General features: G+C 68.0%; 14 protein-coding genes and 1 pseudogene. 10 read left to right on the plus strand and 5 right to left on the minus strand.

Going from position 1 to position 15,326, the window contains the following annotated elements; all coding sequences use genetic code 11:
• The first annotated feature begins 12 nt into the window (after positions 1-12).
• The 10 genes from WMF31_RS37685 to WMF31_RS37730 all read left to right on the plus strand — a co-directional run bounded on the left by WMF31_RS37685 (position 13) and on the right by WMF31_RS37730 (position 10,895).
• Complete coding sequence (locus WMF31_RS37685) at positions 13-885, plus strand: hypothetical protein (protein WP_436606731.1); 873 nt, start codon at positions 13-15, stop codon at positions 883-885.
• 147 nt (positions 886-1,032) lie between these two features.
• Complete coding sequence (locus WMF31_RS37690; protein WP_436606732.1) at positions 1,033-1,284, plus strand: hypothetical protein; 252 nt, start codon at positions 1,033-1,035, stop codon at positions 1,282-1,284.
• The gene (locus tag WMF31_RS37695; RefSeq protein WP_436606733.1) at positions 1,281-1,649 is read left to right on the plus strand and encodes a hypothetical protein; all 369 of its coding nucleotides are present in this window, start codon (positions 1,281-1,283) and stop codon (positions 1,647-1,649) included. The genes WMF31_RS37690 and WMF31_RS37695 overlap by 4 nt, the downstream gene beginning before the upstream one ends.
• A 139-nt stretch (positions 1,650-1,788) precedes the next feature.
• Complete coding sequence (locus tag WMF31_RS37700; RefSeq protein ID WP_436606734.1) at positions 1,789-2,913, plus strand: ParB/RepB/Spo0J family partition protein; 1,125 nt, start codon at positions 1,789-1,791, stop codon at positions 2,911-2,913.
• A 244-nt stretch (positions 2,914-3,157) separates the two neighbouring features.
• On the plus strand, positions 3,158-5,563 hold the full coding sequence (locus WMF31_RS37705) for an AAA family ATPase (protein WP_436606735.1): 2,406 nt from the start codon (positions 3,158-3,160) through the stop codon (positions 5,561-5,563).
• Positions 5,564-6,030: 467 nt separating this feature from the next.
• Positions 6,031-6,417 (plus strand): hypothetical protein, encoded by a 387-nt coding sequence (locus WMF31_RS37710; RefSeq protein ID WP_436606736.1) that lies wholly within the window; start codon positions 6,031-6,033, stop codon positions 6,415-6,417.
• Complete coding sequence (locus WMF31_RS37715; RefSeq protein WP_436606737.1) at positions 6,417-6,680, plus strand: hypothetical protein; 264 nt, start codon at positions 6,417-6,419, stop codon at positions 6,678-6,680. Before WMF31_RS37710 ends, WMF31_RS37715 begins: the two co-directional genes overlap by 1 nt.
• Before the next feature lie 22 nt (positions 6,681-6,702).
• Entirely contained in the window at positions 6,703-8,709 is a 2,007-nt protein-coding gene (locus WMF31_RS37720) for a sigma 54-interacting transcriptional regulator (RefSeq protein WP_436606738.1), read from the plus strand.
• A 97-nt stretch (positions 8,710-8,806) separates the two neighbouring features.
• A complete protein-coding gene (locus WMF31_RS37725; RefSeq protein ID WP_436606739.1) occupies positions 8,807-9,016 on the plus strand; it encodes a hypothetical protein in 210 nt (69 codons plus the stop codon).
• 502 nt (positions 9,017-9,518) lie between these two features.
• Positions 9,519-10,895 (plus strand): hypothetical protein, encoded by a 1,377-nt coding sequence (locus tag WMF31_RS37730; RefSeq protein ID WP_436606740.1) that lies wholly within the window; start codon positions 9,519-9,521, stop codon positions 10,893-10,895.
• A gap of 116 nt (positions 10,896-11,011) precedes the next feature.
• Here the strand turns inward: WMF31_RS37730 and WMF31_RS37735 are convergent, their stop codons facing one another.
• The 5 genes and pseudogenes from WMF31_RS37735 to WMF31_RS37755 form a co-directional block, all read right to left on the minus strand.
• Positions 11,012-12,025 (minus strand): restriction endonuclease, encoded by a 1,014-nt coding sequence (locus WMF31_RS37735; RefSeq protein ID WP_436606741.1) that lies wholly within the window; start codon positions 12,023-12,025, stop codon positions 11,012-11,014.
• An 80-nt stretch (positions 12,026-12,105) separates the two neighbouring features.
• Positions 12,106-12,375, minus strand: coding sequence for a hypothetical protein (locus WMF31_RS37740; protein ID WP_129348459.1), 270 nt, complete (start codon positions 12,373-12,375; stop codon positions 12,106-12,108).
• Positions 12,372-13,208, minus strand: a complete 837-nt coding sequence (locus WMF31_RS37745; protein WP_129348457.1) for an ExeA family protein — start codon at positions 13,206-13,208, stop codon at positions 12,372-12,374. The genes WMF31_RS37740 and WMF31_RS37745 overlap by 4 nt, the downstream gene beginning before the upstream one ends.
• 89 nt (positions 13,209-13,297) lie before the next feature.
• A pseudogene (locus WMF31_RS37750) lies at positions 13,298-14,518 on the minus strand (IS481 family transposase); the annotation flags it as partial.
• Between the two features lie 100 nt (positions 14,519-14,618).
• A complete protein-coding gene (locus WMF31_RS37755) occupies positions 14,619-15,308 on the minus strand; it encodes a hypothetical protein (protein ID WP_129348455.1) in 690 nt (229 codons plus the stop codon).
• Between the last annotated feature and the right edge of the window lie 18 nt (positions 15,309-15,326).

Raw genomic sequence — 15,326 nt, forward strand, 5'->3', positions numbered from 1 at the left:
CCGAACAGCGCCATGGGTGCGCCTCGTCGCCCTGGCATCCGCAGCGCTTCGCCCCCCTCGCCGCGTGCTCCCTGGCATGGCACGACCACCCCCGGCGCGTCCGCGATCGCTGCCACGACGCCGGCCATCGACACCAGGAAGGGCCACGACGATTACGACAAGCTGATGGCGGACGTGCGCGCGTACTGCCTCGCCGAGTACGAGCGCATCCTGGGACGCCCGTGGGACGACACCTGGCCCGAGGAGTTGCGGCACATCCAGAAGATGCGCGAGGTCGCCTCGAGGGCCCACGAGGTATGGTCCCAGCTTCAGCGCGCGACGAAAGCGGCGATCGACTTCGTCGCGAGTCAGGGGCTGCCGCATCATGAGGAGGCGGACCTCCTCGGCACCGCGGGCAAGACCGTCTACGAGAGCGTCGTCATCCACGGGTGGCTCTACCGCCACTTCGAGGCCGTCGAGGACCTGCTCTGCACGGAGGAGTTCGAGAAGATGCCCTCCGCGCGCTCGATGCTCGCCACGATCCTCGGACGCACGCGGATCGAGGACCCTGCGCAGAGCGCTGCCCCGATCATCTGGAACAGCGGCCGGCTCCGGCAGCGAGAGCTGAAGGAGCGGGAGATGGCCTACATCAGCCTGCTCGTCGGGAACGAGCCCTCCAAGTTGAAGGACCGGCTCAAGAACGAGCTGCTCTCGGTCGAGGACGTCATCGCGATGGAGCGCGAGGCGATCAACACGGCCCGCCAGCGGCACGACGAAGGGAAGATCGAGGCGAGGACCATCCGTGCCGCGTCCTCCCCGAGGAAGACGACGCGGAAGGCGCCGAAGAAGCGGAAGGCGTCGAAGCAGAGCGGCCCCTCTAAGACCGGGGCCCGGCGTCGGCCTTGAGCCTGCCGCGGGCAAGCTGGACGGCCGCCGCTCGCCCCGCATCCGGGGAACCCGACGCCCTCGTTCACGAAAATCGTCCTAGTTTCGATCACTTAGCCTTCCAGTTGGGCGCGATGGCACACGAAACTTTCGGAGTCGTGCGCCTACGTGGGCGTCGTCGTTGCGGCCTACGTTGCCGCCATGTCGCAAGCCACTTCTGACCTGGCGCTCTCCCTCGATGAACGGGTCGAGCTGCATCGCCTCGTCGACGAGCTCGGGGAGCGGGCTGCTGTCGACCGGCTCGGGGTCAACCGCGCGACGCTGGCTCGTGCGCTGGGCAGCCTTCCCGTTCGTCGCGCGACCTTGATCGCCCTCCGGGTTGCTCTGGCCCAGCGCCGGGTCGGAGGGAGCGCGCCGTGAGCCTGGAGAAGTCCTCGGCATGGCGTAAGGAGAAGGCGCTCGCTGCCGCGAGGCGCGCCCTGGAGGCGGCGCTCACGCTGCTCTCGGAGGCAGAGGAGCCGCCGACCAAGGGCACGGACTCGGGGCCCACCTTCTACACGAGCGCGACCAGCCCTCTCGGCCGGCGGCTCTTCCTGCGCCTCGCACGGCAAGGCGCCTTCCCGAGCCATCGGGTCGGGCGGCTCGTCCTCGCGAAGCGCGAGGCCGTCGACGCCTGGATCGCGGCGCAGTCGAACCAGAAGCGCTCCGCAAGCACGAGCACGGACGAGATCGATGCGCTGCTCCGGAGCAACCGCATCCGGCCCGCATCTCGGAAGGCGAGATGACGGACGTGCGCCCACTCCGCGCTGCCCGTCATCGACGACGCCGTGAGCTGCGGAGCCTGCCTGCGGCCAACGCATGCCGCGCAAGACGACCGCGAGCCGTGGCTGACGTGCGCGCTCGCACTGTGAAGGAGACCAGCCGATGACGAAGGAATCCCATGAGAAGAGCAGCGAGATGAAGAAGGACCTGCCAGGTGAGGTCCGGATGGTGACGGTCGCCGACGTGATCGTGCCCGCGCAGCGGATGCGCCAGCTCGGCGACATCAGGCCGATCATGGACTCGATCAGCGAGATCGATCTCATCGAGCCGATCGTCGTCCGGCGCGACACGGTGGAGCTGATTTCCGGTCTCCACCGTCTCGAGGCGGTCCGCGCCCTCGGTCGAGACGAGATCCTCGCGCGCCTCATCGAAGTCACCGACGTCCAGGCCGCGATGGTCGAGATCGACGAGAACCTGGTGCGCATCGAGCTGACCGCGCTCCAGCGCGCCGAGCACATCCAACGCCGGAAGGAGCTCTACGAGGCCATGCACCCGGAGGTGAAGCACGGCGGCGCACCTGGAAAGCCAGGGGGCGGCAAGCAGAAGTCGAAAGGCGAGCGCGCCGCGTCTTTCGCAGCCGACACGGCGCAGAAGACCGGGCTCTCTCCGCGAACCGTGCAGGAGGACGTCCAGGTCGCGAAGCTGAGCCCGGAAGCCAAGAGCATCGTGAAGGGCACGCCGCTCGAGAACAAGAAGAGGGAGCTGCTCGCGCTCGCGCGGCTGCCGAAGGAGAAGCAGGCGATGACGGCGCGCGCGGTGGCCTCGGGCGAGGCTGCGAGCGTGGCGGAAGCCACGCAGAAGTCGCACGGCAAGCGGAACGTCCCGGCGCAGTCGAGCGGGGCGCCGGACGCGGCGGCGATCGTCTCGAACCGACCCTCCGGCGTCGCTGTCGTCACACGCACCGTGACGAAGATCCCCGAGCGGTGCTGGTCGTGTGGCGCCCCGGGCCTGCACCCCTGCAACGACCGCGGGAGGATGGCGCGAAGCCCTTCCGGCGAGCTCGTGGAGGTCACCTACGAGTACGAGACGGAGGACTTACGCCAGATCAAGGTCATCGCCCACGCCATCTCGGGCGCGAATGTGATGATCGAAGCCCTCGGCGCGATGCCACCGAGCGAGGAACGCGCGAGGCTCGTCCGTGAAGCGGTGGACGTCATCAGGAAGGGGCTCCGGACCGTCAACGCGATCGTCAGCCCGATGCTGGAGCGCGTGCGACGCGCCGCATAACCGGGTCCGTGCGGAGCGAGTCACGTCGCCCGACCTCCACATGGCGCGCGTCCCGATCTACGGCGTCGTACTCAGTGCGCCGAGCGAGGGCATCATCCCCGCCCCTGCAGTTCCGTCGAGGCTCAGGCCTCCCACCCGGTCTGTAAGAACGGCGACTTGATGCACGGGCCCTCGTGGCGAGACGCGCAGGGCTCTCGCGGCCAGGGCTGGTACGCTCGCACGCAGGTACTGCGGAGACCGACCCATGCCCGACCGCACTGACTTCCTCGACACCATCAGCGAGCACTTTCGCGAAGAGCTCGCGACGTCCATCGCCCGCTCGGATCGAGGCCGCACACGGATGAAGCTCCGGACCTTCCTCGAGGGCTTCGGCTACACCGCGAGCGCCCGCGTGCGCCAGACATCGCTCTCGTCGGCGCTCGAGAACCTCCAGAGGTGGGGCTACGACCACAAGCTCAGCGGCAGCACCGTCAACGACTACATCACCATCTGGAAGAGCGACGCGCCCGTCAGCAGCGAGCAGCCCCAGCGCGCGGCCCGTGCCGGCGACGGGAGCGCACGAGGCATGGTCGCATGGAAGGACGGCGAGCTTGATCTACCGGTCGATCCGCTCACCTTCGGCTTCCATATCGACGATGCGCCGACGGGCGAGCGCTCGAGCGCGCTCTGGCACGACATCACAGCGGCGATCTGGTCGTGCCGCACGGTGTGCCTGATGGTCGATGCGTCCGACGAGATGTTCACGTTGCTGGCCGGCGTCCTGGCGGCGCTTACACGGCGGCGGGCGCTGACGTTCCGGTTCGACGACATGGGGCGGTGGGTCGCGCAGGCTCCCGAGATCCTCACGCTGTCGCGCCTGCGCTCCGTGACCGGGCAGGGTGACCGCCGCGAGGGCGACGACTTCCCTGGCATCGGTGCGGTGTACCTGATCCGAGACGACCCGCACGACGTGGTCGACGACGAGCTCACGGCGTTCGTTCGCGAGGCGTACATCCCGCACACGTACCGGGTGCGCTCGATCTTCACCACGACGACGGCCGACCCTGGCCCTGACGCGCGCCGCGCCGCGGACGATCCGAACTACCCCCAGCTTCTCCGCTGGCTTGCCGCATACACCGGTGCGCCGTCGGTGGAGGCGGACTGGCAGGATGGCGACGTGGAGGTGCAGCTCTCGAGCCTCTTCGCCGACGCGGCGCGCGCGGCCGATGCGCTCCTCGATCGGGCCACGTACGAGGTGACCCATCCCAAGTTCGACGCGGGATACGAGGGGACCGAGCACATGGTGCTCAAGGCCGTGATGCTGGAGCACCTCACGACCCGCTTCCCGAACGAGAACGTGCTCGTCGAGCGCGTGCTCGAGGTTCCCGCGGATGTCGACGAGTCCGAGGCTGATGTGCCGGACATGAAGGTCGCACGCCCCGACCTTCGCGTGGGGAAGAAGCTCTGGGTCGAGGTCGAGACGTTGCGCGGCATCGCGCTCCGCGGGTCGAACCCGTTCTTCTTCCTCGAGAACAAGCTCCGCCGGAAGCGGGCTGCGATGCTCGAATGCGAGCAGGTGTGGCTTCTCTTCCCTCGCGACGTCGCGCTGCTCGCCCGGCACCAGGTCTCCGCGATCGTACGGAACGTTGCTGGCGACGCGCTCGAGCGCGTTCGCCTCGGCTTCGTCGACCTGCAGGACCGTCGCCCGGTCTTCGTGCGCCTGATCGAGCCTCCTCGCCCGCAGGTTCGTATCCGAGGGGTCGCGTGGCGCGAGGCGCGCAAGCCGATCGTGGAGCGGCCGCTCGACTGGACGGACGTCGCTGGGTACGCCGACCTGAAGGCCCGCTTGCAGAGCGATCTGCTCGCGCCGCTTGTCGAGCCGTCCCGCTATCAGAGCTTCGGCGTGAGCGCCCCGAACGGCTTGCTGCTGTACGGGCTCCCAGGGTGCGGCAAGAGCTTGATCGGACGCGTGCTGGCGGGTCAGGCGAGCCTGACATGCCGGCGGCTCGTACCGAGCGACCTGACGTCGATGTGGCTGGGCGAGGGAGTCGAGAAGATCCGGGAGGTCTTCACCTGGGCCCTGAAGCAGGCGCCCTCCATGTTGATCCTGGACGAGTTCGACGGCGTTGCCCCGCAGCGGTCCGAGATGAACATGCACACGGACGAGAAGCGGCAGGTGAACGAGCTCCTCGCGCAGCTCGATCGCCTCTCGGGGCGCTCCGTCGTCGTCGCGACCACGAACTACGCCCGCGGCATCGACTCCGCGGTGCGCCGGAGCGGCCGCTTCGATCTGAAGATCCCCGTCTTTCCCCCGCAGGAAGACGACCGGCGCGAGATCTTCGAGCACTACCTCGGCGGCGATCAGCGGCGCGGCATCCGTGGCATCGACGGCATCGACACGCACGCGCTCGCGGCCAACACGCGGCTGTTCACGCCGTCGGACATCCGGTGCGTCGTCGAGGGCGCGGTGCGCCGGGCGGTGTGGCGCGCCGGCGAGCACGGCGTTCCCACGCTCGACACCAGAGAGCTCCTGGCGCGTGTGGGCGAGCACCCGCGCACAATCCAGCGCGACGACGCCGCCCGATGGCTCGAGGAGGCCCGCCTGGAGCTCGGGCGTGCCGACCCCACCCTCGAGTGGCTTGAGCGGGAGGTGCGGGACATCCTTGGCTAGTAGCCGGTCCGTCTGCGGAACGCCGAAGGCGAAGCTGCACGCCCCGACCGGGGCCTTAGCTTCCACCGGTTCGGTCGAAGAACGCCATGCGACGATCGGCAGCGAGCGCCCAGCGTTGCCCCGTCAGGCTCGCTTCGTAGGGCTCCGCACTGGCGCCTCGTTGCGCAGCTGCAGACCTCGGGCGCTACTGGCTCCAGCCGCGAAGGCAGGCGGCGGTCGACGCGTCCTGGCCAACGCTGTGGGTGCAGCCCGCGGTGATGGCGTGGTTCGATCATGATCACGTCATGACAAGATCATGATCGCGCCCGGTATGGGTCCCCTCGCGCGTCGCTCGAACCCGCGCTCCGGGGGATGGATGGATACAAAAATCCAATAATATTAATACAATACGAGAGGCCGGACCGCTTGGCACCCCGCTTGCTCCTAGCCGTAGCACCGGCCCCGGAGCCGGCGAAAGGAAAATGCAGATGAGATCAACCAAGCGCGCCTCCAGCCTTCAATCGAGCCGCCGTGGGCGGGTCGCCGCATCTCCATCGTTCGACGCTCTCGCGGTTAGCGCGCAGATCGGCACGACGCTGGAGAGCGTCATCAACGCGAGGACCGCCTATCAAGACCGCTGCCATCAGCGTGAGGTCGTCCTCGCCATGGCGACCGAGCAGGCGCGTGCCTGGGACGCCGAAGCGGAGCGCCGGCACGACGCGTTCCGCAGGACCCTGGCGCTTGCGACGAGGCTTGCCGAGAGCGGCCACGTCGAGCAGGCGCTGGAGGTGCTCTCTCGTGGCGTCGAGCTGCTGTCGCCGGTCGAGACCAGCCCCCGGCTGCCGAGCCCCGTCGTCAACATCGAGGGCACGTGATGGACGCGATCCTGCGGATGGGACTTATGTTTCTGCTCAAGCTGGCGGAGACGTCGACAACGGAGATGCTACGGCAGCGCGAGCAAGCGCATCAGCAGCGCCTTAACGAGCAGCTCCTCCGCGAGCGCGCACGGATTATGGCCAGACAGGCGGCGCGGAGAGAAGAGCTGCGGGCCCAGATCGACCGGGCAAAGCTGGCGGTCGTCGACCCGCGCTGGCAACAACGAGTCGACCTGCTCGTCGCAAGAATGAAATCCCCCTGAACGACACCACCACATCGAGACCATGGAACCGATCGCGCTGATTGATGCATTTCCGGAGGATCCAGACGAGGTCCTCGCCGTCAAGTACATGTGGAGCAAGCTCGACGACCAGATCGAGCAGGCAGGGCAGGACTGGAAGGAGGGGCCATCACCTCCCCGACTGCAAGAGCTTATCGAGTTCCGGTACGGCACGCTCCCTGCGCTCGAGAAGAGCCGCCGGCAGAAGACCCTTGACGTGGTCAAAGTCGCGGTCGCCCGCACGCGCGAGCCCATCGTGCAAGGCATGAGCGCCTACGCTCTCTCGTGGAGCAACGAGAGAGCCGGCCGCGCCGTCCGCTGGTTCCAGGGCCACCTCGAGCAGAGGTGGCCGCCGGGCATCGCCTTCCTGGCCGAGGATCTCCCGACGTTGCATGCCGCCTGTCTTGCCATGGACATCGCGGCGCTGCGTGACAAGCCGGTCGCGGATGATCCGTTCCCTGCTCCACCGGTGCTCATCACCGGGCCGACGGGGACGGGAAAGGAGCTTCTCGCCAAAGCGATCCACCTGCGAAGCGGTCTCGAACCGGAGCCCTGGGACATCAATCAGCCGAGGCTGTTCGGGGCGCTCAACTGCGGCGGCCTGCCCACCGACCTCCTAGAGAGCGAGTTGTTCGGGCACGTCAAGGGCGCGTTCACCGGTGCAAGCACGAACAAGCCGGGCTTCGTGGCGCAGTACGCGAAGGGCACCCTGTTCCTTGACGAAATTGGGGACATGCCGCCCGAGGTCCAGGTGCGGTTGCTCCGGTTCCTCAACAACGGTGACTTCCGCCCGGTGGGCTCCAACGAGATCACGCGGGCGACGCCGCGTATCATCTCGGCTACACACGTCAACCTGGAGGAAAAGGTCGCCCAGAAAGAGTTCCGCGAAGATCTCTTTTTTCGAGTTCGAGGCAGGCGCATCCGCCTGCGGGGCCTGCGAGAGCGGCACCGGCAGAGCGTGCTTGCGCTCATTCAGCGATTCCTGGAGCAGGAGGCCCGGCGCCGTGATCGCACGGTGCCCGTGCTCACCAGGCAGGCCTGGGTGGCGCTGCTCGCGCACGACTGGCCCGGCAACATGCGCGAGCTGAGATATATAGTGGAACGGCTGATCGACGAGGCAAGGCCCCGGCGGGTGCTCGATCTCGACGAGCTGGATCCGGAGATCGCGCTACGTTACCGTCACGTAATACCCGCTCATCAGCAGGACGTGCTTGCGGCCATGGCAGAGGAGGACCGTGGCGACACGACCCGGAGCGCCTTCGTGCTGGTGCAGCGCCTCGAGGCCCGCTACGCGGAGCAACAACGGCGAGAAGACACGCGCGCCGCGACGCTCCGACGCGCGGCAGAGCTGGTGGGGCGACTGGCTGGAAACGTCCGGCTCGACCAGCAGGTCGCTGTCCACGTGGACGCGCTTCGGCTCGCCTCCGAGGAGGCGCTCATCCAGGAGTTCCGTAAGACATGGCTGTTACCGATGAAGGACTACGCTGCTGCATCTACATTCAATGTCGAGAGAGCGACCCAGCTCCTGGAGAAGCGCCTCGACGAGGAGGGTTCGGAGGTAAAGTCGAAGCTGGACGCATTGCAGACAAGGGTGGCAGAGGCCAGCAACGCCTATGCCGTATCGAACCTGGCTGCAATATTAATGCGAATCGCGGAAACAGGAGCGATCCCGCAGGTGCGCAAGCTGCTCGAGGTGCTCGAATCGGCGACAGAGATGGCTCAGGCGCCGCCGCTCGACGAGGGATTCCGCCTGCTGTTCGAGAAGCTCAAGATACTCACTCCCGCTCAGCTCAAGGACGAAGTGAAGGCGTTTTTCGCGCGCGACGCCAGTCAGGTGCCCGAGGGCGAGGAGTCCGTGCCGCTCAGCTGGGATGATGTCAAGGAAAACCCGGCGGCGCTCGAGGCCATCATCGCGGAAGCAGGGACCGTCCGCGCCGCTGCGTCGGCCCTGGGCGTCAGCGCTGAGACGGTTTCTCGAACGAGAAACCGTCGTCGTGTTAACCCGGGATAAGGCCGCCCGCGGCCCGGAGGCACACCGACGCGCACCTGAGCGGGCCCTCGGGCGCACCATCAGCGAGTGCCGGCGACACGCACGGCCACACCCTTCCGTGCTGCCCACGGCGGTCGCCGGCGGTCGGAGCGCGTGGGCGCTGCCGGTCGTCTCGGCGAGCGGGGGTGAGGTGGACGAGGGCGGCCCGTCGCGCTTCACGCCGTTCGAGCTCCTGCTGTTCACGTACGATCCAGCGCACTTCCAGCTGGTCGAGAAGTGGTTTGGCGTACGCCCCTTGGCACGACATCGAGGATCGACAGCATGGTAGCTTCCGGGCGCAGTTCGCCCGAGTGGAACGCGGGGTAGATCGAGACGTTCCCCGTGCGCTGCTTGGCGTACGCCCTCCACCGCCCCCCAGAAGCCCGTCTCGCCGCCGGCCTGCCCGACGTAGAGCCGATCGCGAGCTCGGTCGGTCAGCAGATAGATGCCCCCGAACGCCGAGAGCTTGTCACGCCACGACGGGTTCGCCTCCTCGTGGCGGGTCAAGAACGCGCGCTTCGCGAGCGACAGGTCGATGTCCCGGTAGTTGGGGCAGGGCCCGAGGTTGTTTGGATCCCTGAGCTCGACTACGGGTTTGTCGAGGCTCCACTGGTGCCACGACAGCGCACCGGGGCCCCACGGGGACACCGGGACGATTGTCGAGGTGGCGGACGGTCTTCCACTTGTGGCTGCCCTCGAACGTAGGGCACACGCGTGCGACGAGATCGGCGAAGGTGAAGCGGGGCTCGGGCATGCGCTTTGGGACGCAGCAGCGTTGGGTGTGCCGCGCGATGGTACTGCATCCCCGGCTGCCGCACCGACATGTCGTCGGCCGCTCCTTCCATGTGGATGGTCCACCGCGGCCGGCCGGCGGGGTCCACCGCGGCCGGCCGGCGGCACGACAGATCGCCTGCACACGAGCAGCGGGCTTGGCCTACCATGGCCGTATGGACGTCCTCCCGAGCTTCATCGAGCTCCTTGACGCTGCCGCTCGTCCATTCGAGCCGCGGCGTCGCCTGCGACGGGTCGACCCCGGCGGCCGATCAGAGGCCGAGTGGGACCGCATCCTCATCGAGAACGTCGACCTGCTCGCGGACGCGCTCCGCGAGGCCGAGATGATCGCCGAGGACTCCGCGCTGATGTTCCTCGGCGCGCAGGTGGACAACATCGACCTCGTGTTCGCCGAGGTGCGTAGCGACAGCGGCGAGCTGCGCCGGCTCGTGCTCCTGGAGGACAAGCTCCTCAAGAATCCCGAGGCACGGCGGCGGGTCCTCGCGCAGATCCTGGACTACGCGAGGGTCGTGCAGCAGAGCTGGACGAGCGCCAGGCTGCCCGAGCTGGAGGACAAGCTGCGCGGACATGCGCAGTGGGTAAGGGAGAACGAGGAGGCGCTACGCCAGAGCTGTCGGCATGCCGACTTCTTGCTCGTCATCGCGGGCGATGGCATCGACGAAGGCCTCGCGAAGCTCGCGCCTCGGTTCGCGGGCAGGGACGATCCGCTCAGCCTCACCGAGCTCGCGCTGGTGTCGCTGGCCATGTATTCGCTCGACAATGAGTACCTGCTCGTCCCTCACGTCGTGAGCGCAGTGCTGCGGAGCGAGCGGGAGATAACGGTGCGCGTGCTCGTGCAGGACGCGCAAGGACGCGCAGTCCCCGCCGACGTTTTGCGCGATATGCAGGACGAGGCGGAACAGGCGAACCGTGGACGCCTCCCCGTGCGTGAAGAGGTGATCGAGTTCTTGCGCAAGGCGCGCGAGCCTCTGGACGCTGCGCTCCTCCCCGCGCACCCCGACCTGGAGCGGACGGCCAAGCCGCGCAAGTCGCTCGAGTACTGGCTGACGCTTCATGACGGCTCTGGCGTCGTGTTCAAGGTCCACTTCGGGGGCTACGAGAAGGACGTCTGGTCCCCTATCCAGGTCGGCCTCATGCTCGGCACCGATGACACCGCGGGCCGCGACGCCTGGCGGCGGCGCATCGAGGCCGTGCTTCCTCGGCTCCCCGCCGGCACGCGGGTCGACAACGGCGGCCCGCGTACGGTCAACGCGCTGACGACTTTTGAGTGGTCGACCGGCGAGGACTTGAACGACATGCTGGTCTCGAAGATCACCGAGACCCTGAACCAGTTCGTGTCGGTTCTGATGCCCATCCTGCGTGCCACGCGCACATGACGGGGTTCGAACCGCCGCACGCACCCGAGGCGACTCTGTGTGGCCGGGGCTGTGATGAGCGCCGGCATCTCCCGCTGCGTCTCGCGCTCGAGGGCACGGATGCGCAGGCGCGAGCTTTACAGATCCGGTTCAGGCTCTGCCTCCGCGGCGACGAGCTTCGGCAGGTGCTGGATGAACAGCCTGAGCAGCTCCTGCCGCAGGACGACCCGCACGGGGAGCCCGAGCTCCTTCTGGAGCTTCTCACGCGCCGCCTCAAAATCCTGGGTGACACGCTCCGAGGTCGAGAGGATCACGCCCGACGTGATCCCCTCGTACGACTGGCACGCCTTCTTGATCTGCTCGAGCGGTCGCGTCCAGTCGGCGTCCCACGTCCACATCTTGATCTGCACGGCGACCCGGTGGGGCACGCCCAGGGGATCGCGGTAGGTGCAGATCGCGTCGGCGCCGTTCTCGCTCCGGCCTCCCGTGTGCTCGACGTTGGCCTCGCCGTAGAGCATTTTGAGCAGGCGCACGCAGGGCGCCTCGAACTCGGCACCTTGGAAGTGGAACTTGAACCGCTCCAAGCCGGCGAGCTCGAGCTCCCGGAGGAGCGCTTCAAGCCGGTCTTCCTCGACGTCGATTGCCTCGGCGGCTTTCCCAAGGTTCCCCACGATCTGCTGGATCTGCGCTCCCAGGTGGTCGACGTTCCAGAGCCGCGACAGATTGCGCATCGTCTGGCGAAGTCCGGCCGCGACGCCCCTCGCCTTGAAGCCGACGGGACGATCGCCCGAGAGCAGTTCGACGGGCAGGATGTGGCCGTAGTCCTTGGTCTTTTTGGGGATCTCGAAGCGGTATGGCCCCAGCACCCGCGCGATCGACCAGTGCCGTTCCTCGGGGAGATGCGGCACGAGGATGACGTCACCTTCCTGGATGCTGTCGGGTTCGGACCCAAACATCCGGCGGTTCCCACGCCAGGCGTCTTGCTGCTCGTCCGTGATGGTCGCGCCCTTCTTCCTCCTGGCCGCGATCGTTTCGAGGTTCTGATCCTCGCGGTAGCCCCAGCCCTGCCGCAGGCGTCCGGCCTTTAGCTCGCTCCAGAGGAAGTTCTTGGCCTCGCGATGGTCGACCCGCATGATCCAGTACCGCGGCATCTGAGCATAACCACGAGAATTGAGGGGCTCTTGCGCACGGAGCTTGAGGGACGCGGAGCGTCAAGCGGGTAGCTTGCGCGTCAGAAGGGGATGCCGTCATCGTCGGGTTGTTCGAGGACGCGGTGGACGGCCGAGCGGTAGGAGCGGATGGCGCCGCGGAGCGAGCGGATCTGGACGAGCAGATGGCGTGCCGCGCACAGCGTAGGCGGCTCCGTCGGCTCGGCGAGCGTGTCGAGGGTCGGGTGCTCGAGCCGGAGCGCGGTGGAGACGGCATCGAGCGCAGCGGAGAGCAGCCGCAGCTCCAGGAGCTCGCGCGCGGCGTAGAGCCTGCGGCGGACCGAGGGGCTCATCGCTTCTTCGTCGATGCTTTCGGGCGCTGGGGCGGAGAGAAGACCTCGAGGTAGAGCTTCTCGTCGAGCCGTGGCAGGCCGCGGTCGGCGCCGGCGGCGAGCAGCTCGTCGCAGAGGTTCATCAGGATGCGGTAGTTGCCGGCGGCGTGATCGACGAGGGTGGCCTTCAGCTCCGGGGTCATCAAGGCGAGGTTGCCGGCGGCCTCGAGGAGATGGTCGAGACAGGCGGTGAGATCGTCGCGGGAGGCGTAATCGAGGTGGAGGCGGCGGCGGATGCGGCTGCCGAGGGGCAAGAGCTCGGGGGTACGCAGCCGCTCGGGCAGGCGGCCGTCGCCGGCGAAGATGACGCAGAGCAGCTGGCGAGCGTCGAAGTCCTTGCTGGCGAGGATGCGCAGCTCGCAGAGCACCTGAGTGAGCGCCTCCTGCGCCTCATCGAGGATGAGCACGGGGCGGCTGCGCGTCGTGCTGATGTGCTCGCTCCAGCGCGTCCGCAGCGCCTTGAAGCCGCCCCAGCGGTTATGGGCGCTCAGGGGCACGCCGAAGAGCTCGCCGAGCTCACGATAGAAGTCGGGCACGCGGCTCTGCGGGTGCTCGATGGTCCCGACCGTCACGTCAGGCAAGGTGCCGAGGTGCTCACGCACGAGCCTGAGCGCGACGCTCTTGCCGGTGCCGGGGTCGCCGGTGACGAGCGCGAAGCCGCCGTCGGTGACGCCGCTCTCGACGCGCCGCAGGAAGGTGTGGACCTGTGGCGTGACGTGGAGCGCCTCGACGGGGAGGTCGGGTCGGAAGGGGTTGAAGATAAGACTGTAGAGGGACAGGATCTTCGAGGTCATGAGAGGGCCTCCTCCGTCGATTCAAGACAAGGATCTTGGTTCGCTGGGTCGAGCGCGGCGCCATCCTCGGGAGCGCCGTCCTGCCCGCCGTCGTCGAGCGCCAGGTACGCAGGCGGCAACCCGGTGGCGGCGTACTCGGCCATCAGCGCCTTGAGGTGCGGCGCGATCCCGGAGCGCCGCGGCGCCGGCGCGGGCGTCACGGTCCCATCGCTTTTGCGCTGGGTACGCGTGATCTCCATGCGAAAGGCGCGGCGCAGCTCCTCGGAGCCAGGGCTGGGCCGGCCGACGTCGGGACCGCGAAGGTAGCGTTCCAGCGGCGTCTCCTTGAGCTCGCTATGGACAGCGCGGTGGTACTCCTGCTCGATCCATGCCTGGGTGGCCTGGTTGAGCAGGCTGAGGGTCAACCCCTCGACGCCCTCGAGCATGGCGAGCAGGCGCTTTTCGATCGGGCCCCAGAAGGACTCTTGTTTGCCGTTCTGGGCGGGCGTGCGGGGCATCGTGTTGAAGTTGACGATGCCGAGGCGCAAGAGCCCCTCCGTGGTCTCGGCGGCGACCATCTGCGAGCCGTTGTCGTCGAGCAGGGCGCGCGGCAGTCCTCGCTTCTGGATCCCCTGCGAGAGCGCATGCACCAGGGCTTGCGTGTTCTCCTTGTAGTACCACTGCCCGTGGCAGCAGACCCGCGAGGCATCGTCGAGTACGCCGAGCATGACCGGCTTCACCCACGCGCCGGACGGGTGGAGCACCTTGAGCGAGCCCTTGTGGAAGTCGAGGTGCCACAGCCCGTTGACATGCTCGACCTCGAAGGACCTGACCTCGCGGGGCACGTAGCCCTCGCCCCGGGCGATACGGGTCTGCCGTTTCTTCTTCGTCAGGCCCTGGTCCTTCATGAAGCGGCAGATCGTCGCGTAACCGGGGAGCTTCCCGAGCGATGGATCCTGCTTCGCGCTCGCACAGAGGTTGTCATAGTGGAGCTGGTAACTCCAGGTCTCGTGCTCGGCGTGCTGCTTGCCGAGCGCGGCGGCGAGAGCCGGCGTGACGCTCGGATGGGTGCCGGCGTGCTTGGGCACCTTGCGTGCGAGCGCCCGAAACGGGTCGAGCTCGCTGCGCGCGGCGTAGTACCACCGCTCGATCGTCTTGGCGGAGAAACAGACCGTCTCGCCGGTCGTCGGGTGATGCCAGGGGCGGCCGGAGAGCTCGGCGATGGTCTCGCCGAGCCGCCCCCGCACCGCCGGCGAGGCGAGCAGCGGTCCGATGATCGAAAGGCGCAGACGTGCCCATCGCACGCGCGCTGGCGTGTCTTCGTGGCTCATGGGTCCTCTCCGCGGGCAGGGTCATCTGTCCGTGCGCCGCGAGGGAAACCCTACGCCAACCTGCGAATCCCTTCATTTTACATCTTCTGCGTGCCCCTCATCAGGCCCCAGCGCTCCTCAGAAATCGTGCGCCGTCAGCGACAGACCCCGTGCTCAGCGGCGCCAGCAGCTTGAGCAGCGCCGTGACCTGCTCGACGGCGCTGCCGGTCAGCCGCTCGAGCAGCGAGCAGGGCAGTCTCGCCGCGTCCACGGGCGAGGCGAGCAGCCCGCGCAACGCCACGAACAGGCCCGTGACCGGCAACTCCGTCTGCCACCACCTCGACCACCGCCCGAGCGTCCGCGCCGGGACCTGCGTCGCCGGGGTCCGTCTCGGCGAGGCCTGCGCCGGCGCGACCTCTGCCGGCGGCACGTCTGCCGGCGGGACCTGCGCCGGCGGACACGCCGTCGTGCGCCGCAAAAGCGCGCTCGCGCTCGCGACGATGACGACCGCGCCGAGGTAGACGCGCCGGCCCAGAAAGACGACCGACGGCGGCGTGCGCCGCCGCCGGCACCCCTCCCGGCGGCAGCAGTAGCTGATCCTTCGCACCGGCGGCTCCGCGGTCGCCGCGATGAAGCGATCGCCGCGGGGCTTGCGGTCATAGTCGCTACGATCCAGCGGGCCGCCGCACCGCGGGCACCCCGCCCGCGCCACCTGCCGCGCGATCTCCTGGTCGATCTCCTGGAGGCATGAGAAAAATTTGTCCCCGAGGACAAAGGCGAGCCAGCATGCATCCTCTCCGGTCTTCCACACCCGGAGCGGGCCCTCTCG

Source organism: Sorangium sp. So ce1036, from assembly GCF_051369805.1.
In the GTDB taxonomy this organism is placed as follows: Bacteria; Myxococcota_A; Polyangia; order Polyangiales; family Polyangiaceae; genus Sorangium; species Sorangium cellulosum_F.